Annotated in this window: 22 protein-coding genes and 1 pseudogene; 14 read left to right on the forward strand and 9 right to left on the reverse strand. The window is 51.6% G+C overall.

Going from position 1 to position 25,647, the window contains the following annotated elements; translation table 11 throughout:
* Positions 1 to 107: 107 nt before the first annotated feature.
* The 4 genes from CK797_RS06635 to CK797_RS06650 all read left to right on the forward strand — a co-directional run bounded on the left by CK797_RS06635 (position 108) and on the right by CK797_RS06650 (position 6,542).
* On the forward strand, positions 108 to 1,265 hold the full coding sequence (locus tag CK797_RS06635) for a cation:proton antiporter (protein ID WP_104688972.1): 1,158 nt from the start codon (positions 108 to 110) through the stop codon (positions 1,263 to 1,265).
* Between the two features lie 128 nt (positions 1,266 to 1,393).
* Entirely contained in the window at positions 1,394 to 3,709 is a 2,316-nt protein-coding gene (helD, locus tag CK797_RS06640) for an RNA polymerase recycling motor HelD (protein ID WP_104688973.1), read from the forward strand.
* A gap of 76 nt (positions 3,710 to 3,785) precedes the next feature.
* Entirely contained in the window at positions 3,786 to 4,229 is a 444-nt protein-coding gene (gene ndk / locus CK797_RS06645) for a nucleoside-diphosphate kinase (RefSeq protein ID WP_104688974.1), read from the forward strand.
* A 93-nt stretch (positions 4,230 to 4,322) separates the two neighbouring features.
* Complete coding sequence (locus CK797_RS06650; protein WP_104688975.1) at positions 4,323 to 6,542, forward strand: alpha-galactosidase; 2,220 nt, start codon at positions 4,323 to 4,325, stop codon at positions 6,540 to 6,542.
* Between the two features lie 61 nt (positions 6,543 to 6,603).
* Here CK797_RS06650 and CK797_RS06655 read toward each other — a convergent pair whose 3' ends face one another.
* The 4 genes and pseudogenes from CK797_RS06655 to CK797_RS06670 form a co-directional block, all read right to left on the reverse strand.
* Positions 6,604 to 7,377, reverse strand: a complete 774-nt coding sequence (locus CK797_RS06655; RefSeq protein ID WP_104688976.1) for a hypothetical protein — start codon at positions 7,375 to 7,377, stop codon at positions 6,604 to 6,606.
* Between the two features lie 424 nt (positions 7,378 to 7,801).
* Complete coding sequence (locus CK797_RS06660; protein ID WP_104688977.1) at positions 7,802 to 8,164, reverse strand: transposase; 363 nt, start codon at positions 8,162 to 8,164, stop codon at positions 7,802 to 7,804.
* On the reverse strand, positions 8,154 to 8,603 hold the full coding sequence (locus tag CK797_RS06665) for a hypothetical protein (protein ID WP_104688978.1): 450 nt from the start codon (positions 8,601 to 8,603) through the stop codon (positions 8,154 to 8,156). Before CK797_RS06665 ends, CK797_RS06660 begins: the two co-directional genes overlap by 11 nt.
* Positions 8,600 to 10,118 (reverse strand): annotated as a pseudogene (locus tag CK797_RS06670) (LytTR family transcriptional regulator). Before CK797_RS06670 ends, CK797_RS06665 begins: the two are co-directional and overlap by 4 nt.
* Positions 10,119 to 10,405: 287 nt before the next feature.
* Here CK797_RS06670 and trpS point away from each other — a divergent pair.
* The 5 genes from trpS (at position 10,406) to CK797_RS06695 (ending at position 15,457) form a co-directional block, all read left to right on the forward strand.
* Entirely contained in the window at positions 10,406 to 11,428 is a 1,023-nt protein-coding gene (gene trpS, locus CK797_RS06675; RefSeq protein WP_104688979.1) for a tryptophan--tRNA ligase, read from the forward strand.
* Positions 11,429 to 11,606: 178 nt separating this feature from the next.
* Positions 11,607 to 12,533, forward strand: a complete 927-nt coding sequence (locus CK797_RS06680; RefSeq protein ID WP_181049540.1) for a Ppx/GppA family phosphatase — start codon at positions 11,607 to 11,609, stop codon at positions 12,531 to 12,533.
* A gap of 5 nt (positions 12,534 to 12,538) precedes the next feature.
* Positions 12,539 to 13,792 (forward strand): hydroxymethylglutaryl-CoA reductase, degradative, encoded by a 1,254-nt coding sequence (locus CK797_RS06685; RefSeq protein WP_104688980.1) that lies wholly within the window; start codon positions 12,539 to 12,541, stop codon positions 13,790 to 13,792.
* Positions 13,792 to 14,754, forward strand: coding sequence for an IpaB/EvcA family protein (locus CK797_RS06690; protein WP_104688981.1), 963 nt, complete (start codon positions 13,792 to 13,794; stop codon positions 14,752 to 14,754). Before CK797_RS06685 ends, CK797_RS06690 begins: the two co-directional genes overlap by 1 nt.
* A gap of 4 nt (positions 14,755 to 14,758) precedes the next feature.
* Entirely contained in the window at positions 14,759 to 15,457 is a 699-nt protein-coding gene (locus CK797_RS06695; RefSeq protein WP_104688982.1) for an NAD-dependent protein deacylase, read from the forward strand.
* Positions 15,458 to 15,549: 92 nt separating this feature from the next.
* Here the strand turns inward: CK797_RS06695 and CK797_RS06700 are convergent, their stop codons facing one another.
* From CK797_RS06700 to CK797_RS06720, 5 genes are read right to left on the reverse strand one after another with little or no spacing between them, the layout of a single operon-like run.
* Complete coding sequence (locus CK797_RS06700) at positions 15,550 to 16,389, reverse strand: transporter substrate-binding domain-containing protein (RefSeq protein ID WP_104688983.1); 840 nt, start codon at positions 16,387 to 16,389, stop codon at positions 15,550 to 15,552.
* A gap of 27 nt (positions 16,390 to 16,416) precedes the next feature.
* Positions 16,417 to 17,115: an amino acid ABC transporter permease gene (locus tag CK797_RS06705; protein ID WP_104688984.1), complete on the reverse strand. Its 699-nt coding sequence runs from the start codon at positions 17,113 to 17,115 to the stop codon at positions 16,417 to 16,419.
* 19 nt (positions 17,116 to 17,134) lie between these two features.
* A complete protein-coding gene (locus CK797_RS06710) occupies positions 17,135 to 17,806 on the reverse strand; it encodes an amino acid ABC transporter permease (protein ID WP_104688985.1) in 672 nt (223 codons plus the stop codon).
* A gap of 14 nt (positions 17,807 to 17,820) precedes the next feature.
* Positions 17,821 to 18,564, reverse strand: coding sequence for an amino acid ABC transporter ATP-binding protein (locus tag CK797_RS06715; RefSeq protein WP_104688986.1), 744 nt, complete (start codon positions 18,562 to 18,564; stop codon positions 17,821 to 17,823).
* 13 nt (positions 18,565 to 18,577) lie between these two features.
* A complete protein-coding gene (locus CK797_RS06720; RefSeq protein ID WP_104688987.1) occupies positions 18,578 to 19,588 on the reverse strand; it encodes a uroporphyrinogen decarboxylase family protein in 1,011 nt (336 codons plus the stop codon).
* Between the two features lie 766 nt (positions 19,589 to 20,354).
* Here CK797_RS06720 and CK797_RS06725 point away from each other — a divergent pair.
* From CK797_RS06725 to rsmA, 5 genes are all read left to right on the forward strand, one after another.
* Complete coding sequence (locus CK797_RS06725) at positions 20,355 to 21,203, forward strand: DUF72 domain-containing protein (protein WP_104688988.1); 849 nt, start codon at positions 20,355 to 20,357, stop codon at positions 21,201 to 21,203.
* Between the two features lie 77 nt (positions 21,204 to 21,280).
* On the forward strand, positions 21,281 to 23,311 hold the full coding sequence (metG, locus tag CK797_RS06730; RefSeq protein WP_104688989.1) for a methionine--tRNA ligase: 2,031 nt from the start codon (positions 21,281 to 21,283) through the stop codon (positions 23,309 to 23,311).
* Between the two features lie 11 nt (positions 23,312 to 23,322).
* Positions 23,323 to 24,138 (forward strand): TatD family hydrolase, encoded by an 816-nt coding sequence (locus tag CK797_RS06735; protein ID WP_104688990.1) that lies wholly within the window; start codon positions 23,323 to 23,325, stop codon positions 24,136 to 24,138.
* Entirely contained in the window at positions 24,125 to 24,691 is a 567-nt protein-coding gene (gene rnmV / locus CK797_RS06740; RefSeq protein WP_104688991.1) for a ribonuclease M5, read from the forward strand. The genes CK797_RS06735 and rnmV overlap by 14 nt, the downstream gene beginning before the upstream one ends.
* Entirely contained in the window at positions 24,688 to 25,581 is an 894-nt protein-coding gene (gene rsmA / locus CK797_RS06745; protein WP_104688992.1) for a 16S rRNA (adenine(1518)-N(6)/adenine(1519)-N(6))-dimethyltransferase RsmA, read from the forward strand. The genes rnmV and rsmA overlap by 4 nt, the downstream gene beginning before the upstream one ends.
* Positions 25,582 to 25,647: the final 66 nt, after the last annotated feature.

Genomic DNA, 25,647 nt, shown 5'->3' on the forward strand with positions numbered 1-25,647 from the left:
GAGACCATCCTTCCTTAGTCTAAAGCTGTAATCCCATTATAGTTCACTCAACACGACTATAAACGGCTATGTTAAAATGATAGTTAGATTATTTAAGGAGGTATTTTATGGAGTTTATTGCGACCTTAGCGGGTCTGCTGTTGGCGACTCAGGTGGTGGCCCACCTTTGCCGGCGGGTAGAGATCCCTGAGGTGATCGGCCAGATCCTGGTGGGGATCATTGTTGGCCCGGCCATCCTTAACTGGGTGCACCTCGATGGGATGATGAATGAGTTCCAAGAGATTGGGGTCATCATCTTGATGTTTATCGCAGGACTGGAAAGCGACCTTTCCCTACTTAAGAAGTATCTGCGCCCGGCTGTGATTGTCGCGGTTATCGGGGTCATCGTACCGTTAATTGTGATGGGCGGCGCCAGCTACCTGTTTGGGTTCACAAAGATGGAGTCGCTCTTCATCGGGGTGATCTTTTCCGCTACCTCGGTCAGCATTTCAGTGGCGGTCCTGCGGGAGTTCAAACGTCTTGATAGCCGGGAGGGCGCCACGATCCTGGGGGCTGCGGTCGCCGATGACATCATCGGGGTAATCATGCTGAGTATCATGATCAGTATGATCAATGGTAGTCAGGGCGGCCATACCAACCTACCACTGGGAATTGCTCTCCTGCTCCAGATCCTCTTCTTCGGTGGCACCTACTTAGTTGTCCGCTGGCTGGCACCATACTTGATGCACCTCAGCGAACGTCTGTTAACTGTGGCGGCCCCGTCGGTAATGGCAATGATCATCTGCCTGGGAATGGCAGCCCTGGCCGATTACGTCGGTCTCAGTGGAGCGGTTGGCTCCTTCTTTGCCGGTATTGCCGTGGCCAACACCCACCGCAAAAAAACAATTGACCGGAGCTTCATTCCGATTGGTTACGCCCTGTTTATCCCGCTCTTCTTCGTCAGTGTCGGTCTCAATATGCGCTTTGACAACATCCAACGTTCATTTATCTTCGTGATTGTCATGACGATCTTGGCCTGCCTGACTAAGCTGATTGGCTGTGGGGCGGGGGCTAAGATGTCCGGCTTTAGTCTGCCGAGCTCTTACGTTGTCGGTAGTGGGATGGTGGCTCGAGGTGAGATGGCCCTGATCACCGCCCAGATCGGTTACGAGGCACACCTAATGTCGTCAATGTATTATTCGGACGTGATTACCGTAATCATATTGGCTACGGTTCTGGCCCCATTCATGCTTAAGCACGCCCTGAAATCTGCCCATGAGGAATAATTAACAAAAGACTGTGCGGAATTGGCCAGTCTTTTTTTGTGCCATAGTTCCCCAGGGCGTTGCTGACGACGGCAAGGGGATGAGGTGTTACAATATTGTATTGCAAATAACGAGAAAAGAGGCTAAGTATGGGAGAACGAGAAGAGAAACGACAAGAGCAACGCCGTGTTGACCGGGTGATTGCCGAAATCAAACGACAGATCACCGAAACGAGCATCGCCGCTGAGGCTGCCCATAAGGAGACCCGGGCGGTTGAGCGTAACTACAGCGAGAACGCCTCGATCAACCGTTATGAGGTCGATGATATCGCCGAATCGCGATCAATGCTGGAACAGCAGCGACAACTGGTCTCCCGGGCCGCCGAGAGTGAGATAATCTTAAAGCACCAGCTGGCAACACTGAAGGGCTTGCAGGAATCACCATACTTTGGTCGAATCGATATTCTAGATCCCGGTGAAGACAAGTCGGAGTCGCTCTATATTGGAACCGCCTCGTTGATGAACGATGATAAAACCGATTTCTTGGTTTACGACTGGCGGGCACCGATTGCGGGTGTCTACTATAACGGGACTCTTGGCCAGGTCAGCTACGAGACGCCGGCCGGTACTCAGCACACTGAGTTAGTTAAGAAGCGGCAGTTTACTATTAAAGACGGTCAGATCACCAACATGTTCGATACCAACGAGACAGTCGGTGACGAGCTCCTTCAAGCGGCTTTGGGTGAACAGAACGATCAGTATATGCACAATATCGTGGCGACGATCCAACAGGAACAAAACGACATCATTCGTGACACTCATAGTGACCTTCTTTTGGTTCAGGGGGTTGCGGGGTCCGGGAAGACCTCAGCAATTCTCCAGCGAATTGCCTACCTTCTTTATCATAGCCGGGCCGTCTTGAATGCCGATCAAATTGTCCTCTTTAGCCCCAACAACCTCTTTAGCCATTACATTTCTGAGGTCCTGCCAAGCCTTGGTGAGCGTAATATGCGTCAAGTGACACTGGAGGGATTTGTGCGCCGGCGCTTTGCAGGGCTCCAGGTTGAAAATCTATTTGAGCGCTACGAAAAGCGTCAGGCTCATCCCAATACCGATCAGACAATTGCCAACTTCATGGAGGGGACAGCGGTGATGGACCAGGTTCACCAATATGTGACTGATCTGACAGATGCGGACCTCCAGTTTGCCGACCTGCGTTTTAATGGTCGGGTCTTCTTCAGCGCTGATCATATTCGAGCGGTTTACGAAACACTACCGAAGGCCATGCACCCCGCTGACCGGATGGTTCAGTTAAAGAATAAATTAATTCGGGAACTCCAGCACCGGGTACGGATCGAGGCTAAGCAGGACTGGGTGGCCAAGGAGCTGGACGATCTTACCACTCAGCAGCTTTACCGCCTGTATGGCAAGAAAACGGTAGACGACTTTGCCGATGAGGATGCTCAGTACGCCTATTTGTCCCGCCGGTGGGCCAAACGACGCTTGCGGATCATTGCGGATGCCATCTACAACAATTACTTTCTCGACTTCTATAACCAATATGAGCACTTTCTCCGTCAGGTAAAGCTGCCGGATTCGATCAGTACCCGGGATTGGGCGAAGATGATCCTGAACTATCAAGATGAAATTGAGTTTCATCGTCTGGAACTGATGCACGCTGCTCCATTGATGTACCTGCGTGACCTGATCACTGGTAGTGGGCAGAACCGGTCTTTCCAGTACGTCTTCATTGATGAGATGCAGGATTATTCCCTGGCGATGATGGTCTACCTGCGCCATGCCTTCCCCCAAGCCCGGTTTACTGTTCTTGGCGACAGTGAGCAGGCGCTCTTTAAGCCCCTTCAATTACCTGAGACGATGCTCAAAGAGCTTAGTGGTGTTCTTAATGCCAAGCACCCGAACCTGATTGCCCTGCGACGGAGCTACCGGTCAACCAAGGAGATTACCGATTTTGCCAAGGCCCTCCTGCCAGATGGTGATCAGATTATTTCATTTACCCGCCATGGAGCCACACCGCGCCTGCTGGTCCGCTACTCGGCGGCCAGTACCCGGCAGGCGATGGTTGAGGAAGTGGCTAAGCTTCATCAGAATAATGAAACGGTGGCGATCCTAACCAAGAACAGTGAACAGGCCCAGGCAGTCTACCATATTCTTCACCGGCAGAAGATGCCTGACCTTCACCTGCTCAGTGAGAAGGATAGTGCTTTGCCGACCGGGGTCCTTGTCTTGCCGATCTACCTGGCTAAGGGGTTAGAATTTGATGCTGTTCTGGCCTATGACGTTTCGGCGGCCAACCTGAAGAATACTGATGAAGTCGGAATGATTTACACAATGGCTTCCCGGGCGATGCACCAGCTGACCCTGCTCAGCAATGGTCCCGTCAGTCCAGCCCTGAACGCCAAAGCCTGTCAGCAGCTAGTAATCGAACACGAAATTGTCAAATAAAGTATCTGAAAGTGCTTTCAACGGTGAATGAGATATGATAATCTAATGATAGTGATTTGAAAAGGAGAGGTTCGTTATGGTTAAAGACGAATACACATTGGTTTTAGTAAAGCCTGATGGTGTCAAGACCCGGCATATTGGTGAAATTATCACGCGGATTGAGCGTAAGGGCTACAAAATTGAGGCTTTGAAGATGATTCAGCCAACCGAGGAGTTACTGCGCCAACACTACGCTGACAAGGTCGACAAGCCATTCTTCCCTGACCTGCTCGAATACATGACTGAGGGGCCAATTGTTGGGATCGTGGTTTCCGGAACCAACGTCATCAAGGCTATCCATAACATGGCCGGGGCTACCAACCCGGTTGAGGCCGAATGGGGGACCATTCGTGGTGATTATGGCCGTGAATGGCCAGATGGCAACCTGCGGAACATTGTCCACACGTCCGATGAACCAGCCAGCGCTACCAAGGAAATCAAGATCTGGTTCCCAGAGTTTAATTTTACCCAGCCAGACTGATTCTGGTGAGTGGTTAGCGCCAAACCATGTAGAATAATTGTTTTCATCAAGGCGCTTTATGGCGCCTTTTTATTTACAAGGGGGACTTAGAAAATGAGTATTCATGTTAATGACGAACAACAGCTTTTTCATCTGCAGACGGCCACAACCAGCTATATCTTTAAGATCCTGGAAAATGGCGCTGCTGGCCAGCTCTACTACGGGCCACGGATTCCGGTCAAAAATGGCTATACCAATCTGGCCAGCCGGGAAGAACATGACTGTACCAATACCTTGACAGTTGAACAGAGCGACTTCCAGTTAGAGCTGATTAAGCAGGAGTACGCCGGCCTGGGCAAAGGGGACTACCGTTACCCGGCTTACCAGATCACCTACCAGAATGGATCGCGGACCTCGGAGTTTGTCTACCAGGGTTATGAGATTACAGATGGCAAGGCACGATTAGCTGACTTACCATCCAGTTTCGATGACCAAGGTGATGATGCGCAAACTCTGACCGTTAAGTTTAAGGATGAGCTGGCCAATGTGCTACTGGATCTGCACTACACAGTCTTTGAAAAGGAAGATGTGATTGTTCGCAGTGCCACCTACACCAACCATGGGGAGCCGATTACCCTTAACCGGGCTTTGAGCACGCAGCTGGATCTACCGGATAGCGACTATGACCTGTTGCAGTTTTCCGGGTCTTGGGCGCGAGAACGGCACCTTATTCGGACTCACCTGCGTTCCGGTGTGCAGAGTATTAGTAGTCTTCGGGATGCTTCCAGCCATCAGCAGAATCCGTTCTTCATCCTTGCCCGGCCCCACACCGACAATAATCAGGGAACGGCAATCGGTTTTAACCTGATCTATTCGGGCAACTTCCTCGATTCCGTCGAAGTTGATCAGTTTGATACTACCCGGGTTCTGGTTGGAATCAACCCGGATGAGTTTGCTTGGCACCTGGATGACGGTGGACGTTTCCAGACACCAGAAGCTGTGATGTCTTATACTACTGCTGGGCTGAACCAACTGAGTCAGCAGATGGGAGCCTTTTATCGGGACCACCTGGTTAATCCGCGTTTTGCCCATGAGGAGCGGCCAATCCTAATCAACAACTGGGAAGCTACCTTTATGGACTTTACTGAGCAGAAACTAATGCCAATCGTCGACAAGGCCCATGAGCTTGGCATTGAGATGTTTGTGCTTGATGATGGCTGGTTTGGCCACCGGGACGACGATAAGTCTAGCCTAGGGGACTGGTTCGTCGACGAGAAGAAGTTCGCCGATGGAATCGACGGATTCGCGAACGCAGTTCATGCCAAGGGAATGAAGTTTGGCCTCTGGTTTGAGCCCGAGATGATCTCTATCGATAGTAAACTCTACGAGGCTCATCCTGACTGGATGATTGCTACTCCTGGTCGGCAGAGTACCCCGGCTCGAAACCAGTTTGTTCTTGATATGAGCCGACCTGAGGTGGTGGACTACCTGGTCGATCATATCAGTGCAATTATCCGGAAGACCAAACTGGACTACATCAAGTGGGACATGAACCGGAACATCACCGAGATGTACGGGAAGCAACTGCCAGCTGACCGTCAGCTGGAGTTTGCCCACCGCTATATTCTCGGCGTCTACCAGCTGTACGCCCGGCTGACCAAGGCTTTCCCGGACGTTCTGTTTGAATCCTGTGCCTCTGGTGGTGGCCGTTTCGATCTCGGGATGATGTATTATGCTCCACAGGCTTGGTGTAGTGACGATACTGATGCTATCGAGCGGATCAAGATCCAGGATGGGACCTCGTACGGTTATACTCAGTCGATGTGGGGTGCCCATGTCTCGGCCGTGCCAAATGACCAGGTCGGTCGGCTGACCTCGCTTAGTACCCGGGCTTCAGTAGCCTATTTCGGGGATTTTGGCTATGAGCTGGATATCACTAAGCTGCCGGAAGACCAGCTAGCGACTATTAAGAAGCAGGTGGCCTTTTACAAGCAATATCGGCATCTCTTCCAGTTTGGCAAGTTCTACCGGCTGGAAAACCCAGATACTAACAATGCCAACGTTTACGGCTGGCAGGTTGTCAATGATGACCAGAGTGAGGCCATCGCTGCCCGTTTCCAGATTCTCAACGGTGCCAACCCAGCATACATTCGGTTCTACTTCGCCGGTCTCGACCCCGAGAAGACTTATACGGTTAATGGTAGTCAGGAGAAATTCTCCGGTGCCGAACTGATGCACGTCGGTTACTTTGTTCCGCGGATCATGGACCGAACCAAGCCGGAGAAGGATCCGTCCGACTTTAGCAGTCGTCTATTTGTAGTGAAGGAAGTTTAGTTGAATAGTGAAAGGCCCGATCTGGTTTTACGCCAGATTGGGCCTTTTTTATCCATAAAAATCATGCCTGAATTGCAGAGCAGATCAGAATCTTGTCCGCAGAGGTTAGCTTTTTGACTGGTTTGGCCTTTTGACTAGAGAGGTGGATAAAGTATAGGCTGCCTGAGCTGTTTGTCTTAAGACCTACGTGATAGATATTTGCCTCGTGATCCGCAATGATGTTTTTATACAGTAGTTCTAAGGTTTGACGGTTCTTTGCCTTACTTTTAGTATCCCCGGTAGCAATGACGACTTTAGCTTCGGGATGGTGAGCAATAAATTGGCTGATGAAAGCGATGCTCTTGACAATTGGATTATCAGTATCGTCGTTGATGTGGCCTTGGGCCTGTTCAAGCTCAGCGATCGTATAGGTACTCATCGGGAAGAGGTCGAGGACGTAGATGTGGCCGAGTTGTTTTCCGTCATCTATTAGCTGCCGGGCAATTTTTACTGCCCTGTACCAGAAAGCATTGGAACTGCTGTGCGGTCCTTCTTTGTAGAGAGGTTGGCCAGTTTGCTGGAACTTCTTTTTCCGTTCATTGCATGTTTTTTGGCGGTCAAAGGTTTTGCCTTTAGGATTGATGCCGATGAAGATTACGTCCTCGCCATCCGATCGGTATTTCTCTTTAAGGCTATTTGTAACCTCTAGTTTGCTGTAGGCATAGTCTGGATCGAAGGCCTCATATGCCCAGACAATGCCAATCTTATTACTCTTATCGAACAGGTAGGGAAGTCTGTTTTTCGTAGCGGCCTGTTCAACCTTGCGTAAAACTTTAAGATAGTCGTTAGTATTCATGGTTGATCCTCCTATTAATGAGTATGTGTTAATTATACCAAGAAAAATATATATGTAAATATCAAAAATACCTTGAAAAGATAAAATTGCGATATATAATAGAAATATCGAGAAAAGGAGTGATCAATATGTTGTTTTTCGAAAAACCACACTGCAAATATTGTGGTTATGAGTTGACGAGTTTGGAGGAGTCTTTAACGGTGCTTTCGTTCCATTGTCCCAAGTGTAATCACCTGCTTACGAGTGATGATATCAGATACTATTAATAGTCAAGGCCGTCGGTGGTTATAGAGCCACCGGCGGCCTTTTATCATTGTTATATGAGTTGTTTAAACAGGACCCATGAAGGCCTGTTCGGGAATCAGGGCGCACCACATCGTTTCCCAGTAGGGTTAGGTGGGCGCCAAGTGTTCATTCTGGTTGCCTACTTGTAACGGCGAACGATGTCGTCACGGATGATCCGGCTACCATACTGGGCACGAAGGTTGGCAAGCCGGCGTCTTGAGAAGGCATGACAGAGAACAGGAATATCCCACTTTTTCTGGAAACTCATCAAAACCTGCTGATAATCGTCGTCACTATATTGGTCAAATGGAAGATGACAGACGATTGCGGTAGTAATCCCGGTACCAACCCGCTTCTGAGCCTCGACGGTGATCACGTAGTTGCGGCTGAGGGTGACAATCGATGTCCAGAGGTTTAGCCGACCAGACGAGTGTTGCTGAAAATCAGCGATAACCTGGTTGCCCTGCTTGATCGCCATCCTGATTTCGTTATCACTTGCCATGCGGCTCCTCCTCTCTTGAAACGTCGCGGATGCTGCGGAGGGGGATGAGGAGGCCATCTACAAAGCAAGCTACCTGCTGGGCCCAGTTGATCCGGGATAGGGTGCCTCGGTAATGGTCGTAGTAGCCGCTCTCCCCGTTGAAGTAGGTGAGCTCCAGCGTCACTGTCTCGTCCATCGGCAGCCCACGAAAGAAGGCAAAGATCGCTTGGACCTCCTTCCCGGTCGGGTAACGTTTATTGGCGTAACGCTGGGCTGCCTTGTCGAGCAGTTCCCGGTATCCAGTGAGGGCCGCAAAGGGGGCAAACTGTCCGGCCCGGTCCTGTTTGGTCATTGGCAGGTGGGCCCGGGAGATGTGGCGGGGTACGTCCATGATGTCATTGTAGCGGCTGGTGTCGTTAAATTGGGCTTGCTCAGCCTGCCACTGTTGCTTGTTTGTCATGCCTGGTGACCTCCAATTTCTTTATTGCGTTTCTTAGCCACGGCTCCGTCCTTGAGGTCCGCGGCCCGGATGATGGCGTTTTTACCAAAGTCTTTCTGCATCTTCAAGATCAGTTTCTGTAGTTTGTAGTCCTGGTCGCGCCGGGCTTGTTGCTTGGCGGCCGTCTGCACCGCCTGCTCGGGGTCGGCAAAGAGGTCGAGCTGCTCAGCGTAGGTCCGCTCCTGGGCCTGGTGGCGGCTAACTAGGTGGTTGGCGGTGACGGTAACACGGCGGATGGTGAGCTGGTGATGAAAGGACTGGTCATAAGCAACGAGGAACCGGTCGATTAGCTCACTGGGCGAGGCGGTCGGCACCTTGAAGCTAATCTTGGCGTGATCAGGATGGGGGGACGTCCCGACCGTAGAAGTCCTTGCTGATGGTCCCATGATAGTCGTGGCTTGCCTGCAGGTTCTGGGCATCGTAGTTAGCGGTCACGGAAAATTCGTCGGCCACCAGATCACGTTTAACCATCTGCAAGCAGAGCATGTTGGCCATCTCCTGGACGACAATCCGCCCCTCCGCAAAGGTGTAGGGTCGGGGGAGAACGATACTAGAGTAGAGACCGTGGTCGGTGGAATGGTAGTGCTTAATATCATCGATGGTTGCCGATTCGTATCCCCAGGCGTGATCGATCAGCAGCTCGGCATTCTTGCCAAATTCTTGATAAAGGGTCTCTTCGTTTTGCGGGTCGGAGAGGGTGCCTAAAGAGCAGCGGGCGATATCTCCCATTGTATGCAGGCCGAGTTTGGCTAAGCGCTTGGCATAACCACGACCGACCCGCCAGAAGTCAGTAATCGGTTGGTGGGCCCAGAGATAGTGCCGGTATTTTTGCTCGTCCATTGTGGCGATCCGCACTCCATCTTCGTCGGCCGGGATCCGTTTGGCTACGATATCCATGGCTACCTTAGCGAGATAGAGGTTGTCCCCGATTCCTGCGGTTGCTGTGATCATGGTCTCGGCCTGGATCACTTGAATGATTTCCTTGGCGAGGTCATGAGCGGTCGTATGGTGGCTGTTCAGGTAGTCGGTGATATCCATCATGACCTCGTCGATGGAGTAGGGATGAATCTTGGCTGGCGGCAGGTAGCGAAGATAAATCTCATAGACCTTAGCACTGCGTTGGAGGTAAAAGGCCATCCGGGGTGGGACCACCTTATACTCAATCTTGAGACTGGGTGAATGAAGGAGCTCATCCCGATAGATAGATCCCCAAGGAGCCAGCCGGTGATCACTCGTTGCCTGGGCTCGCTGACGGTTGAGTTCGGCAACTCGCTGTTCGACCTCAAACAATCGTGGTCGGCCAGGGAGGCCAAACTTTTTAAGGGCCGGTGAGACCGCTAGGCAGATTGTCTTGTTGGTTCGGCTGGCATCGGCCACCACCAGGTTAGTGTTCAGGGGATCGTAGCCTAGGTCGGCGCACTCCGCTGAGGCGTAGAATGATTTGAGGTCAATTGCCAGGTAGGTTGCCATTATCATCGTCCTTTCCGTGAAATTCTGTTTCTATTATACTGAATAGCTTTGCTCCGAACAAGTGTTTGTGTGATCTGCTTGCCTTTTGTGATGAAACTCGCTAAAATATAGTCATTGAGTAGCACGAGTTGCAGCGAGGGACGGTAGGTGAAAAGGTCTCCAGGGTGCGAACTGGATTTCAATGAGAATCAATCACGAGTGGCAATTTTTTTGCAATTTAGGTGGCACCGCGCGCAAGCGTCCTATTAGTTAATGGCTAATAGGACGCTTTTTAATGTAAGGAGGAAATAATGATGACGGAAAAGAAACATGTAATTTTGACTGGTGACCGGCCAACGGGCAAGCTCCATATTGGACACTATGTTGGCTCCCTCAAGAACCGGGTGGCCCTGCAGAACACCGGTAAGTATGATACCTACATCATGATTGCCGACCAGCAGGCTCTGACTGATAACGCCCGCGATCCAGAGAAGATCCGGCATAGTCTGCACCAGGTGGCCTTGGACTACCTGGCCGTTGGCATTGACCCCAAAAAGTCGACGATCCTGGTTCAGTCCCAGATTCCAGCCCTGAGCGAACTGACGATGCACTACCTGAACCTGGTCACGGTTTCCCGCCTGAAGCGGAACCCGACCGTCAAGACAGAGATCAAACAAAAGAAGTTTGGTGAGAGTGTCCCGGCCGGTTTCTTTATCTATCCGGTCAGTCAGGCCGCTGACATCACTGCCTTCAAGGCCGACACCGTGCCGGTTGGTGACGACCAAGAGCCAATGCTGGAGCAGACCCGGGAGATTGTCCGGACCTTCAACCGGATCTACCAGCAGGATATCCTGGTAGAACCAGAGGGTGTTTTCCCGCCAAAGGGAGAGGGGCGGATCCCAGGCCTCGACGGCAATGCCAAGATGAGTAAGTCCCTGGGCAACTGTATTTACCTGTCCGACGATGCCGACACGATTCAGAAGAAGGTTATGTCCATGTATACTGACCCAACTCACATCAAGGTCAGCGACCCTGGCCACGTCGAGGGCAACACGGTATTCACCTACCTTGATATCTTTGACCCGGATAAGGAACACGTTGCCAAATTAAAGGAACAGTACCAAGCCGGTGGCCTCGGTGACGTTAAGATCAAGCGACACCTCAATGAAGTTCTCCAGGCTGTTTTGGAACCAATCCGTAAGCGACGCGAAGAATACGCGGCCAACCTGGATTATGTTGACCAAATTCTGACGGAAGGCTCTGCCAAGGCTAACCGGGTGGCTAACCAGACTTTAAAAGAGGTTCGGGATGCTATCGGTATTAACTACTTTGACTAATCATAAGTAAAAATTATGAAGGGACTATCCCGACATTTATTTGTCAGGATGGTCCTTTTAATTATGAAGAAAATTTTCTCTGCCGGGCAGTTATTAGTGTTTCACGACGCGGAACATGGTAACATAAAGAGGATGTTTTCTTAAGAAAAAATAAAACGGAAAAGCGGAGGTGAAAATAGTGGAAAACCTCGCGATTGTTGACCTCGGCTCTAACTCGGCCCGGATGGCGATCACTGAAATCGCCCCAGATGGCCGTTTTCGCGAAATTAAGCGGGTCAAGGAGAATACCCGTCTATCAGAGGGGATGGGCCGCGAAAAGATGCTGCAGGAAGACGCCATGAAGCGGACAATTACCGCCCTGAAGCGTTTTAAGCAGATCTATGAGTCTATGCCCCATACCCAAGTACGGGCGATCACGACGGCAGCGATGCGTCAGGCCCGTAATCGGCAGGAGTTTCTCGATCGGGTACAAAAGGAGGTCGGAATTCGTCTCCAGGTACTCTCGGGTAAGAAAGAGGCCTATTACGACTACCTGGGCGTGATTCGGACGATGAAGCTAAACCACTGTTTGATTCTGGATGTCGGTGGTGCGAGCTGTGAACTGGTCTTGGTGCAACAGCGACGGGCGCGAGACTTGATCTCAATTCCAGTCGGCGCTGTGACCTTGTCTGAACAGTTCCACCTCAATGGCTACGTACGCTCGGCAGACCTCTTCCGGGCCCAGGTGGCGATGAATGAACGCTTGACTAAGATTCCATGGCTGCGGTACGCGACCCGGGTGCCGATTGTCCTCCTCGGTGGTGCCAATCGGACCCTGGCGCGGATGACCTGGTCCTATCACCATCGGCACCGACGTCAGCGGTCAATCCACGGCTACCAGCTCTCGTCCCGGGTGGTTTTTGCTACCTATCGGGAACTGTTGAACCGTAATCTGGCCCAGCGCAAGCGAATGCCCGGCCTTGAACCGGAACGGGCGGATATTATTGTTGGGGGGATGCTGCCCCTAGTCAGCCTGCTTCAGCGCAATAGTGATGGTCGAGTGATTTTCTCGGAGAGTGGTGTCCGAGAGGGGATCATTACGGAATACGTTAACCAAAGGAAGTGACCACAATGAGTGATTGGCAACACGGCTTTTATAAGACCGATCCTCAGACACGGCGTGAACGACTGGCCCGAGGTCTCCACCTTCCCCAGTCGGTGACTGCCCTGCTGGCCCGGGGAGCAACCGAGCTGGGTAACGAGCTGGTAGAAAACTACCTGACGGACTACAGCCTGCCGGAGGGAGTGGGGCTGAACCTCACCGTTAATGACCAGGAGTATGTTGTCCCGATGGTTGTTGAGGAACCTTCCGTCATTGCGGCTGCTAGTAATGGTGCCAAGCGGGTCCAAGTTTCTGGTGGTTTTACCGCGCCTCGGCAGCACCGTGAACTGATTGGTCAGGTTGTCTTGACTGACGTTGTGGATGTTTCGACTACAGTAGCTAAACTGAATGCTCAGCGTGCCCACCTTCTGGCTGTCGCTAACGAAGCCCACCCGTCGATGCAGCGGCGGGGTGGCGGTGCCCAGTCGATGACAGTGCGAACGCCCGGCGACTTTATCAGCATTGACTTGGGGATCAACGTCTGTCAGGCGATGGGAGCCAATAGCGTCAATACGATGGCTGAGGCAGTAGGGCGTGACCTGACTGCTCAGGGGTACCACGTTTTGGTAGCGATCCTCAGCAACCTGGCGACCAACAGCCTGCAGACGGCTACTTGTGACGTCGATTTTGTCCGATTGGCCACTAAGCAGCTGCCTGGAAAGCAAGTGGCTCAGCGAATTGCCCAGCTTAGCGCCCTCGCCCAGGTCGATCCCTATCGCGCCGCTACTCATAACAAGGGAATCATGAATGGAATCGATGCCGTCATGATCGCCAGCGGCAACGACTGGCGGGCCATCGAAAGCGGTGCCCATGCTTACGCCGCCCGTGACGGCCACTACCGGGGACTCAGCACTTGGACCATTCGCGATGAACGCCTCCATGGTGAGCTGACCCTTCCGTTGCCGGTTGGAGTGGTCGGTGGATCGATCGGGCTGAATCCCCTGACCAAGGTCAATTACCAGATTAGTAAGATTCAAACAGCCGAAGAACTAGCGGCAGTGACGGCTAGCATCGGCTTGGCTCAGAACCTAGCCGCACTACGAGCCCTGGCGACGACCGGAATTCAAGCGGGGCACATGAAGCTGCAGTACCGATCGTTAGCGGTGAGCGTCGGCGCTACCCCGGCGGAGGTTCCGTTAGTCGTGGCTCAATTGGCTCAACAGGCCCATGTTGACCAGAAAACGGCCCGTCAGGTGCTAGCCAAGATTAGAAAGGACAAATAATGAGCGAAGAAGAAATTAAATTAAACGCGACCAATCAAGCTCTTTTGGACGAGGTCAATGCCCTCTATCCGGAAGGAACGGTTTTTGTGCAGTTTCATGGCAAGAAGTCCGGCTACGTCCGGCATGACCAGGCGACCCAGAAGACGCTGCCTGGCGGTCTCTTTATCATTGTGACCGACTTGACGGCACCTAATTACACCGCCTCTCATGAATTGCTGCACCTGCTGATGCTGCTCAAGGGTTTCCCTCAGATCTTTTTCCAGCTGTCGCTTGGTGACAAGGAACTTGATGAGCAGATGATGATCATGTCCACGGACCTCTACAACGTTGCTATTCACCGGGTAGTGGTTGCCGAGCAACGCAAGCACGGTCTGATCGATGACCAGATCGAAGAGGAATACTGGAAGGGAATCGAACACACCCTGACCAAGGAGGGCGGTAAGGACGATGACGAGCGGACTTTGCGCCTGTTGACGGTCCTGGATGCCCTGGTATTTTATGGTGACCACTTTGCCAAGTTTGCTGATCGCTTTGAAGAATACTATCCGGTAGCCCTGACGGCAGCCCAGAAGATCTACGACCAGATCACAGCTAAGCCGATTAAATCACCATTCGATATGCGGCGGACGATCATCAAGATCTATTCGATGTTTGACGAACAGATGCAGGCGTGGGGACTGCCAGCCTTGCACAATAATGAATACACGACCGTCTCTCCGGTGCTGAGCGAACGTCAGCTCCGCCTCGAGATGCGGCAGGTCTTTGAGATTTTCCATTCCGACATGAAGGAGCGGGGGACAACCAAACGGGCCTATGTGGGTTTGCGGCGTAGTGATCGGCAGAACTCCTTTACCCTGGCGGCTCCGACCGGTAACAGTCCCGAGTACTTCAAGCGGGTCTACGATATGCCAGTTAAGAAGTTTCTGGAAGAACACAGCGTGCCATACATTGTAAGGAAGTGAGCTCATGGATGCGCAGATTCAGCAAATGTTTGATAATGCCAAGCAAATCGTTTTCCTGACGGGGGCCGGGGTATCGACCGCCTCGGGGATTCCTGACTTCCGATCATCTAATGGGCTCTACACCCAGGACAAGAATGCGGAATACTACCTGAGTCATCGTTACTTCAGTAGTGATCCGGCGGGGTTCTATGAGTTTTGCAAGAAGAACCTCTACTTCCCGGATGCCAAGCCAAATGTGATTCACCAAAAGCAGGCGGCCTTGACTAACCAAGACCGGGCAACGGTAATTACTCAAAACATCGATAACCTCTATGAAGAAGCGGGGACAACCCACCTGATTGATTTTCATGGCAACCTCTACCATGTTTACTGTGAGAAGTGCGGTGAAACGGTACCGGTGGCTGACTACTTGAAGAGCCGGCTTCACGCTAAGGATGGCGGTGCCCTGCGCCCTGACATTGTCCTCTATGATGAGGGGATCAAGCAGGATGACATCATGAATTCGATTCGGGCAATGCAGGCAGCTGACCTAGTAGTCATCGTCGGTACCTCGATGAAGGTTTATCCCTTCGCTGGTTTGCTTGAGTACCGGAACCAGGATGCCCAGGTGCTGGCAATCAACCAGCAGGTGCTACACCTGCCATGCGAGTTTACGATGGTTCAGACCGACGCAACGAAGTTCTTCGACGAGCTCCAGGTTTAATGATGAATATGAAAAAACGCGGATCAGATAATCCGCGTTTTGTTATTGGCCTGATTTTTCTTCAACCGTCTAGCTGCAGCTGGACGGTTATTTTAGTTGTGGGCGTTGAATACCTTCTGGGCGCCCGGCAGCTTGAAGGTGTTTTCGTAGAGGTACTTGTTGGTCAGTTTCTCCAAGTAGCCATCGTCATGAAGCTTCTTGAGTTCCTTGTTCATTGCCTGAGTCAGCTTCTTATTGGCTGGGCTTTTGTGAAGGAGGAAGTAGGAGCTCTCTAGGCCGATTGACTTGGAGGCAGTCAGGTTCTTGCCGGCCGCGGTTGTCTGAACGGACTTGTAGGCAGCGTACGGGTAGACAGCGACATCGTACTTTCCTGAGGCAACCTGTTTAAGGGCATCTCCAGTTGTTTGGTCACCGATTCCCTTGAGGTTGAGCTTGTTGTTAGGGTGCTGCTGGTTGTAGTTCTCAAGCAGGCTGTAGCGAGCGTCACTGGTTGAGACCGGAACCACTGTCAGCTTCTTCTTAGCTACCTCAGCTAGGGAGTTGGCTTTCTTGCCGTTCTTACGTTCCACCAGGCGAAGATCATCGAGACCATTTGCCCTGGTGTGGTAGTAGTTGTTGAAACGCTGCTTGCTGTACCAGAAGTTAGACATGGCAACGTCATATTTGCCAGATTGGAGACCGGCGAAGACTGCATTTTGGGATGTGAAGGTGGTCTTGAATTTGTACTGCGGCAAATCATGGTCAATCTTCTTGATCAGGGCACCGTAGTAACCACTGGCCCCGTGGTCGGTGTTGATGATGTAGGGTGAGTTGCCGTTTGGGGCGGCAACGGTAACGGTTCTGGCAGCAGAAGCGGAAGTGGTGGCAGTAGAAAGGCCGAGAATGGTCAAGCCAGCAAGGGCGGCCCGGCTAAAGAAATGGGATAATTGCATAATTTAAGACTCCTTTATTTGATAATTTTAGTTGAGAACATAACGACGACGAAGCTGGCTTTCGATCAATTGGAAGATCTTGGCAAAAATCCAGCAGATAATGATGTAGATAATTAGGGCATCGGTGTAAGTTTCCAGGTACTTAAAGCCGATCGAGGAAACGATATTGGCCTGCCCCATGATCTCCACCAGCCCAATATTGTAAATCAGGGCGGTATCCTTGATCAGATCAAGAAAGATGTTGGTAAAATTGGGGATTAGGTTGGTAATTAGCTGTGGAATCACGATCTGGGTCATGGTCTTAAATGGTGTCATTCCGACCGCGATCCCTGCCTCATACTGGCGGTGGTCCACCGAATGGTAGGCCGATCGGATACTCTCTGAGAGGGTAGCCATTGCGTTCAGTCCATAAGCGGAGAAGACGATGACAATGGCAGGAAGGCCATCAGGATTGGTGTTCCAACCCCAGCTACGCATCAGAACCAAAAGCTGTGGCAAACCGTAGTAGACCACGTAGAGTTGGACCAGGATCGGGGTTCCCCGGATGAAGGAGACCAGGACGGTCAGAATCTGGGCGAGGACGGGGATCTTCTTCTCGCGGGCAATAGCGACCAGAATTGCTAAGATCAGCCCGCCCAGGGTGGCTACCACTGCGACTAAGAGGGTGAGCGGAGCAGCGGCCAGAATCTGGCCGAACGACTCACGGGCAAAGTTTAGATCAAACAAGTTGCGTTCCTCCTTTCAGTTAGGCACGGATAGCGGCGAAGCGGTTTTTGATTAAGTAGAAGAAACCTTCGATGATCAAGACGATAACCCAGTAGGTGAGGGCCAGCAGGATGAAGATCCGTAGCTGATGGATCCCCGCCGTCTGGTTAGATAGGTTAGAAGCCTCGTTATATAAGTCGTATAGACCGAGCACGTAGACCAGCGAGGTGGCCTTGACCAAGCCGATAACCAGGTTCTCGATGTTTGGCAGGGCGATCATTGCGGCCTGGGGGATCAGGATTTGCCAGAAGGTGGTTCGATCTGGCAGGCCGATTGATCGGGCGGCTTCCAGTTGACTGGGATCCACGGACAGGTAAGCACTGCGAAAGGCCTCGGCTAGGTAAGCACTCCAGCCCAGCGAAAGACCGAGGACACCAAAGGTTAGCTTTGTCCAGCCATCGATGTTGATACCGATACCTTTTAAGAGGACTGGCAACCCGTAATAGGCCAGAAGCAGCATCAATAGGGGCGGGGTCCCCCGGATCAGACCAAGGTAGATGTTGGCTACACCTCGGGCAGCTTGGTTTTGTCGAAGGCCTAGCCAGGCGAGGAGAATTCCCAGGATAGTTGCGAACATAAATGAGAGGATCAGCAAGTAAAGAGTGTTGGGTAATCCGCGGAGGATGATATCGATAATCTTAGCGTTATTCATTAGACCTCGCCTCCTTAGTTGGCGTTACTGAGGGCGGTAAGGAATTGGGCTGTCCGTTTGTTCTGTGGGTGGTCGAACAATTCCTGCGGGGCTCCCTCTTCAATGATCTTTCCTTCATCGAAGAAGACGATTCGGTCAGCAACCTGGCGGGCAAAGCCAAGCTGGTGGGTGACAATGATCATTGTCTGGCCTGCCTCTGCCAGCTTGCGCATGTCGCCGAGGACAGAACCAACCAGCTCGGGATCAAGGGCGGAGGTTGGCTCATCGAAAAGGATGATTTCCGGGTTTAGAACCGTTGCCCGAGCGATACCGATCCGCTGCTGCTGACCACCGGATAACTGGGCGGGATAAAGCTGGAACTGCTGGCTGAGCCCCAGGCTGGCCAGTTCCTGTTCGGCAATGGCGTTCGCCTGATTCTTAGTCATTCCCTGGGCATATATCAGCCCCTCGGTAATGTTTTGCAAGGCTGTTTTGTTCTTGAAAAGACTGTAGTTTTGAAAGACCATTGCGGAATGGCGTCGGACCCACTGAACCTCTTTTTTAGCCGGTTTGTCCAGGTTAATCTGGTGACCAGCAAAGTCCATCTGTCCACGGTCGGCGTGTTCCAGGAAGTTGAGATTGCGCAGGAAGGTTGTCTTTCCAGAACCAGACGGACCGATCATGACGACGATCTCACCCTTGTCGATTTGGAAGTCGATCCCCTTGAGGATTTTCCGACCATTGAATGATTTATGCAAGTCGTTAACAGTTAGTAGCAAGATGATGCCTCCTCTAGTTGTGTGCTGCCTCGATGGCCCAGCGTAGGTGGTCGTAGTTGATATCACGCGGTACCGTGCAATCAGCGCCGAGCAGGACACCCTTTTTACCGGCTTCAGCGATTAGGGAATGGACCTTCTCTTGGATCTGCTGCTTTGTTCCGCTGTACAGGATCCCCTTGGTGCTGTTGTCAAAGCCGCCCATCACTGGTCGGTCGCCGAAGAGCTTCTTGCCCGCAGCCAGGGTATAGCCATCGGTCTCAGTGGCCCAATTGATTACCTGCAAGGGATAATTAACGAACCAATCCAGGTGGTTGTCGGCGCCGTCAAAACCACAGATGTGCAGGATGTTGAGCGGGGAGACGGCATTGATAGCATTCTGGACGTCGATGTCGACCGGCTCCATCACCTCCGTGAAGAACCTTGGCGTCTGGGTACGCTCATCCTGAATTTCCTGGGTGCTGTAGTAGATCCCGTCAATGTTGGAACCAGCCATCAGGGCTCGGGCAACTTTCTTCTGGTCGTCACTGATCACCTTCAAAACGTGGAGGATCAGTTGAGGATCCTGCTCATACATATCGGCAAAACGTTTGTCCGCTAGCAGGAGAGGCTCCTGATAGTGTTCAATCAGCGCCCACTTCAAGAGGAAGAGCGGGGAGAACATGGTAACGAAGGTTGGCCGGTCACCAGCAATTCGCTTTTGTTGTTTAGCTAGGGCCACCTGTCCAGTCAGCCAGGGGTCATTATCTGCAATTGGCCGCAGGTTGTGGAGGTCGACCAAGTTCTTGGGGTCCTTGACCCCGGGAAACGGGTAAGGAAAATAACCGTCGAGCATTGTCTTGGCGAAGTCGACGTCCACGGCCTGGTAATAGTTGCGGTGGCCGGTCAGGTTGGTATCTAGAACACTGGAATCCGTGGCCGCGTTGGTGAACTCGTTATCGGCGAAGTGGCGCCAGAACGACGCTGGAACCTGATCGACGTTCTCGTTGTGCAGGGCTTTTAGAACAGTTTCACGATGCAAAGTCATAAATAATCACTCTTTCTTTGGATACAAAAACGCCACCGATCACGTGACATGATCGGTGGCGTCTGCCTATTTTATGCGGGATTTTCTGTGAGGAAAGTAAAAAAGTCAACCTCAAAGAAAACGGCCAGCTGAACTCATGTCAGTTTGTCCGAATGTACTTGAAGGTTGACAACAAATAGCAGACATAACAGTAATCATTAACATGGGCTCAGCTCCTTTCAAACTTGATGCTTGTATTCTAAGCTAATGTGTCGACGTTTGTCAACAAATTTTTACTAATCTTTTGTTAGCAAAACAAAAAAGCCCCACCAGATGCGGAGCCTTGGACGTTACGTTAATTATTCGAAGAAGACGACCTTGCCATCCACCTTGAATGGTAATGCCACTGAACCCTTTGGGTGGCCATCCTTCTTAAAGTGACGTGTTACGTTACGAATTACATTAGTGTTTAGTAGCATTGTGATCGCTCCCTTCCTTGTTATTCAATTGTAAAATATCATGTTTTTTTGGACATTTACAGTTAAAAATCCCAGTCTAAGAAAGTCTCTCATCTTTGTCCAGACCAAACCTGTATAATTTGCGTACGCCAACCATGATACTTGTATAAATGGTACTAAATAGGCCCTGAGAAGTGCTCAAATGATGAATATAAATTTATTTTCCTGTGAATAAGAATTTAATAAGCAAAACGCTGTGACTTTTCTTCTTTTTGATTGCAATGTCAGCGGGTGGCCTTTAGGATAGAAACGAAGATGGAGGGATTACCATGAAAATAACCATTGGCCTGACGACCTGGACCGAGCACCCGGCCCTGATCAAAAACGAACAGCGACCAGTAACCCTGAATGAGTATGCTCAGCACCTGCCGGTCGTGGAGGTGGATACCTTCTTTTACGCGCTCCCACAGGTGACTACCATTCAGAACTGGCTGGCCCAGGTGCCAGAGTCGTTTCAGTTCATCGTAAAGGCCCACCGGGGGATGACCCTTCATGAACGTGGTCAGGAGAAGGGGGAACTCGAACAGCTTTTCAACCGTTACAAGCAGACAGTGGCGCCACTGGTAGCGGCTGGTCAGCTGAAAGCGGTACTCTTCCAGTTTCCACCATACTTTGACGCCTCGCCCGCTGATATTGAGTATCTGCGTCTGGTTCGTCTTTGGATGGGTAAACTTCCGGTGGCGATTGAGCTACGCAACCAGACCTGGTATCGGCCCGGAACATTGAAGTCCCTGCTGGCCTTCTGCCAGGAGCTTCACTTTACACTGGTGGCCGCCGATGAGCCCCATGGCATTGTTGCCTCGGTGCCTTTTGTTCTGGCGACGACTAACCCGGACTTGGTAATGATGCGTCTGCATGGTCAGAATACAGCGGGTTGGATCAACCAGGGAAAGAGCTGGCGCAAGACGCGGACCCTATATAAATACTCTTCAGCTGAGCTGGCGGCTTTTTGTGACCAGATCAAGCAGCTGACCCCGCAGCCGGCGGAACTCTGCGTTATCTTTAATAATAACTCGGGCAAGGACGCGGCCCCCAACGCCTTACAGCTGCAGCAGATGCTGGGCGTTCATTTTACCGGTCTAGCCCCGCATTCACCTGAGCAGATTGACCTGTTTTAGCCTGGCGGCGGGCGGCTAATATGCTATACTAAAATATAAAACTAATTTTAGAAATTCATTAGAGAGAGGGGCCTCATATGGCAACTGAAAAACCGACTTATTACATCACAACACCAATTTACTATCCATCTGGTAAGCTCCACATTGGTAACTCCTACACCACAATTGCCTGTGATGCGGAGGCACGTTTCAAACGTCTGAACGGCTACGATGTTTTCTTCCTTACTGGGACTGATGAGCACGGCCTGAAGATTGAGCAAAAGGCGGATAAGCTCGGCATGCAGCCGCAGGAGTATGTTGACCAAATGGCGGCAGGCATCAAGAAGCTCTGGAAGACACTGAAGATTACCAATGATAAGTTCATCCGGACGACTGATGACTATCACGAGAAAGCCGTCCAGAAGATTTTCCAGAAGTTTGTCGACCAGGGTGACATCTACAAGGGTGAATACACTGGCTGGTACTCCGTGGACGACGAGGAGTACTTCACAGAGAGTCAGCTGGCCGAAGTTTACCGCAATGACAATGGTAAGGTAATTGGCGGAAAGGCCCCGTCCGGTCACGAGGTTCAGCTGGTTAAGGAAGAGTCCTACTTCTTCAAGATGAGTAAGTATGCCGACTGGTTGATGAATTACTACCGTGAACATCCCGACTTTATTGAGCCTCACACCCGAATGAACGAGATGGTTAATAACTTCCTGAAGCCGGGCCTGGAAGACCTGGCCGTTACCCGGACCTCTTTCAACTGGGGGGTTAAGGTGCCAAACGACCCAAAGCACGTGGTCTACGTTTGGATTGACGCTTTGTCCAACTATATTACCGCCCTTGGTTACGGCAGTGATGACGATAGTCTCTTTAAGAAGTTCTGGCCAGCTGACGTTCATATGGTTGGCAAGGAGATCGTGCGTTTCCACACTATCTACTGGCCAATTATGCTTCACGCCCTGGGGCTGCCCCTGCCCAAACACATCATTGGTCATGGCTGGCTGACGATGAAGGATGGTAAGATGTCCAAGTCCAAGGGGAACGTGATCTATCCTGAAACCCTGGTGGACCGTTACGGGCTCGATGCTACTCGTTACTACCTGCTACGGGCGATGCCATTCGGCAACGACGGGGTCTTCAGTCCTGAAGACTTTGTCGACAAGGTCAACTTCGATCTGGCCAACGATCTGGGTAACCTCCTGAACCGGACGGTCGCTATGATTAATAAGTACCAGGATGGCAAGCTGACAGGTACTAACGACGCTACAACGTCGTATGATGCCGATTTGGAACAGACCGCGGTCAACGTGATTGCCGAATACAAGGACTTGATGGATAAGACCCACTTTGCCGATGCCCTGGCTACTGTTTGGAAGCTGGTGGCCCGCGCCAACAAGTACATTGACGAAACCGAACCATGGGTACTGGCTAAGGACGACAGCAAGAAGGCTGAGCTTGCCGACGTGATGACCCATTTGGCCAAGAGCCTGCGGGTAATTGCTGCCCTCCTGCAACCGGTAATGCCGGATGCCCCAAAGGAGATCTGCCGTCAATTGGGGCTTCCTGAGGATCCAATTGTCCTGACGAACTTGGCATTCAACGACTTCCCAGTCACTGCCCAAGTAGTCAAGAAGGGGACACCGATCTTCCCACGGCGCGACATCAAAGAAGAAGTTGCGTTTATCAAGAGTAAGATGACAACGAACGAGAAGAAGAAAGGTCGTAAGGCAATGGAAGAAGCAAAACAACAGGCCCAGGCAAACGCCAAGCAGGAAGAAGAAAGTACTGGTAAGAAGGCAATCCGAATCGATGTCTTCGACAAGGTAGAATTGAAGGTAGCCAAGATTACTGCGGCTGATCATGTTGAAGGAGCTGATAAGCTGCTTAAGTTCCGGATGGATGATGGGACCGAAGATGGTCGGCAGATCCTGTCTGGAATAGCCAAGTGGTATCCAGACCCATCTGTTCTGGTTGGTAAGAACGTCATCATCGTGGCCAACTTGAAGCCCCGGAAGATGCGTGGCGAACTCAGTCAGGGGATGATGCTCTCCGCCGAGAAAGATGGCGACGTTAAAGTCGTGATTGCACCTGACGACCTAGTTCCAGGCATGAGTGTCGAATAAAGCGGCATACGATGAGCAAGCACGCAAGCTGGCGGCAGGTCTATGACTCGCACACCCACCTGAACGATGGTCCTTTCTATGATGACGTCGCCGCCTTCATCGCCCGGGCTGATCATTATGGGGTCACGGTAATGAACATCGTCGGTTCCAACAGGCAGCTGAACGACCGGGCGATCGAACTGGGACATCGTTATCCTAATCTCCACCCAGTTGTTGGCTGGCACCCGGAGGACCTGGCGACTTTCAATGAAGCAGAGATGGCCCACTTGAAGGCTCAGCTGAATGATCCGGTTGTGGTGGGGGTTGGCGAGATTGGACTAGATTATTATAATGATCAACACTCGCCCCACGACCAGCAGTGGGCATTGTTTGAAAAGCAACTCCAGTGGGCACGTGAGCTGAACCTGCCAGTCTCGATTCACTGCCGGGATGCCCTAGAAGACACTTACGCGATCCTGAAGAATGCTCACCTGGATGAATTTGGCGGGGTTATGCATAGTTTCAGCGGTAGTCCGGAATGGGCAGCCAAGTTCATGGAATTAGGAATGGCAATTTCCTTCAGTGGGGTGGTCAGCTTCAAAAATGCGGCCTCTGTCCATGCTGCTGCCCTGGCGACGCCGTTGGACCGGATGATGGTGGAGACTGATGCCCCTTACCTGACCCCAAAGCCATACCGAGGGAAACAAAATGAACCAGCCTTTACCAAGTTCGTAGTTGACGCCATTGCTGAACTGAAGGGTGTTGATGCGGAACGGGTGGCCTACCATACCTACCACAACGCCACCCGATTATTTCTTAAGAATGGGGTACAAGATGAGCAAGATTAAAGAAGTCATTGTTGTCGAGGGCAAGGATGATACCAAGCAGATTCATAAGGCAGTTGATGCCGATACCTATGAGACCAATGGATCAGCCCTGTCGGATATTGACCTGGTTCGATTGAAAAAACTCCAGGCTAGCCGGGGATTGATTATCTTCACCGATCCGGACTTCAACGGGGAACGGCTGCGTAAGATGATCAGTGCTGCCGTCCCGGGAGTAAAACACGCATTCATTCGGCGTGACCAGGGGGTGCCAGACGAGGCCCATGGCAGTCTGGGAGTGGAGCATGCCACCCCGGCCACTATCAAGGCCGCCCTTGCCCATCTCTATACCCAAAAAAGTGAACCACCGGTTGCCCCCTTTAAGATTCAGGACCTGCAGGCCGCCGGGCTGACGGGAAACCCGCACGCGCGATACCGGCGGGAACGTCTGGGGGCTATCCTGGGGATCGGTTATGGTAATGGCAAGCAATTGGTTCACCGGTTGAATATGTTTCAGATCACGCCTGCACAATTTAAGCAGGCCATGGCAAAGATTAAGCAGGAGGAAAATGGATGAGTCAGTCACCAGAAATCGGTAGTCGTACTCGAACCCGGGCAATTATGGAGAAGTACGGGATCCGTACCAAGAAGAGCTTCGGTCAGAACTTTTTAACGGATCTGAACGTCTTGAATAACATTGTGGCGGCCGCTGACATCAGCAAGGATGACAATGTGATTGAGATTGGCCCAGGGATCGGGGCTTTGACGGAACAGCTAGCCCAGGCGGCCGGGGAGGTGCTGGCCCTGGAGATCGACGCTGACTTGATTCCGGTGCTAGATGAGGTTCTTGCTCCCTACGACAATGTGACCGTCCTCAACCAGGACGTCCTAGAGGCCAACCTGCCGGAGCTGATTCAGCAACAATTTAGTGATCCGACTAGGCCAGTGAAGGTGGTGGCCAACCTGCCATATTACATCACCAGCCCGATTCTGATGAACTTGCTGGCCAGCCCGGTCGACTGGGCGGCCATTTGTGTCATGATGCAAAAGGAGGTTGCTCAGCGGCTGACCGCTAAACCAGGGACTAAACAATACGGGGCCCTAACCCTGGCCATTGAGTACCAAATGGACGCCAAGATTGCCTTTGACGTTTCCCGGCGAGTTTTCGTACCGTCACCTAACGTTGATTCGGCCATTGTTGTCCTAACTCCGCGGCACCAGCCGTTAACCACCCAGCCCTTTGACAAACAGAAGCTCTTTGGCTTCATCCGGGGATGCTTTGCCCATCGCCGCAAGAGTCTCTGGAACAACCTCCAGGGGGTTATCGGCAAAGATAAGGCGATCAAGGACCAGATGGCGGCAATTCTGGACGAACTCGATATTTCCCCGCAGATCCGACCCGAACGGCTGTCCCTGGCGCAGTTCATTGCCCTGGCTAACGCCCTCCATGCGGCAAACCTTTTATGAGATCAGTACTTGACCCACTAACTGCTGTATGATAAAATATTGAATTTTATACATTAATCCTGTATA

The sequence above is a fragment of the Limosilactobacillus pontis genome (genome assembly GCF_002940945.1).
GTDB classification, from domain to species: Bacteria; Bacillota; Bacilli; order Lactobacillales; family Lactobacillaceae; genus Limosilactobacillus; species Limosilactobacillus pontis_A.

Coding starts and splice junctions, on each gene's coding strand:
- helD (WP_104688973.1), top strand. CDS start 1,394: ATGGGAGAACGAGAAGAGAAACGACAAGAGCAACGCCGTGTTGACCGG.
- CK797_RS06665 (WP_104688978.1), bottom strand. CDS start 8,603: ATGACAAACAAGCAACAGTGGCAGGCTGAGCAAGCCCAATTTAACGAC.
- trpS (WP_104688979.1), top strand. CDS start 10,406: ATGACGGAAAAGAAACATGTAATTTTGACTGGTGACCGGCCAACGGGC.
- CK797_RS06685 (WP_104688980.1), top strand. CDS start 12,539: ATGAGTGATTGGCAACACGGCTTTTATAAGACCGATCCTCAGACACGG.
- CK797_RS06650 (WP_104688975.1), top strand. CDS start 4,323: ATGAGTATTCATGTTAATGACGAACAACAGCTTTTTCATCTGCAGACG.
- CK797_RS06635 (WP_104688972.1), top strand. CDS start 108: ATGGAGTTTATTGCGACCTTAGCGGGTCTGCTGTTGGCGACTCAGGTG.
- CK797_RS06710 (WP_104688985.1), bottom strand. CDS start 17,806: ATGAATAACGCTAAGATTATCGATATCATCCTCCGCGGATTACCCAAC.
- CK797_RS06660 (WP_104688977.1), bottom strand. CDS start 8,164: ATGGCAAGTGATAACGAAATCAGGATGGCGATCAAGCAGGGCAACCAG.
- CK797_RS06725 (WP_104688988.1), top strand. CDS start 20,355: ATGAAAATAACCATTGGCCTGACGACCTGGACCGAGCACCCGGCCCTG.
- CK797_RS06735 (WP_104688990.1), top strand. CDS start 23,323: ATGAGCAAGCACGCAAGCTGGCGGCAGGTCTATGACTCGCACACCCAC.
- rnmV (WP_104688991.1), top strand. CDS start 24,125: ATGAGCAAGATTAAAGAAGTCATTGTTGTCGAGGGCAAGGATGATACC.
- CK797_RS06700 (WP_104688983.1), bottom strand. CDS start 16,389: ATGCAATTATCCCATTTCTTTAGCCGGGCCGCCCTTGCTGGCTTGACC.
- metG (WP_104688989.1), top strand. CDS start 21,281: ATGGCAACTGAAAAACCGACTTATTACATCACAACACCAATTTACTAT.
- ndk (WP_104688974.1), top strand. CDS start 3,786: ATGGTTAAAGACGAATACACATTGGTTTTAGTAAAGCCTGATGGTGTC.
- CK797_RS06655 (WP_104688976.1), bottom strand. CDS start 7,377: ATGAATACTAACGACTATCTTAAAGTTTTACGCAAGGTTGAACAGGCC.
- CK797_RS06695 (WP_104688982.1), top strand. CDS start 14,759: ATGGATGCGCAGATTCAGCAAATGTTTGATAATGCCAAGCAAATCGTT.
- CK797_RS06690 (WP_104688981.1), top strand. CDS start 13,792: ATGAGCGAAGAAGAAATTAAATTAAACGCGACCAATCAAGCTCTTTTG.
- rsmA (WP_104688992.1), top strand. CDS start 24,688: ATGAGTCAGTCACCAGAAATCGGTAGTCGTACTCGAACCCGGGCAATT.
- CK797_RS06720 (WP_104688987.1), bottom strand. CDS start 19,588: ATGACTTTGCATCGTGAAACTGTTCTAAAAGCCCTGCACAACGAGAAC.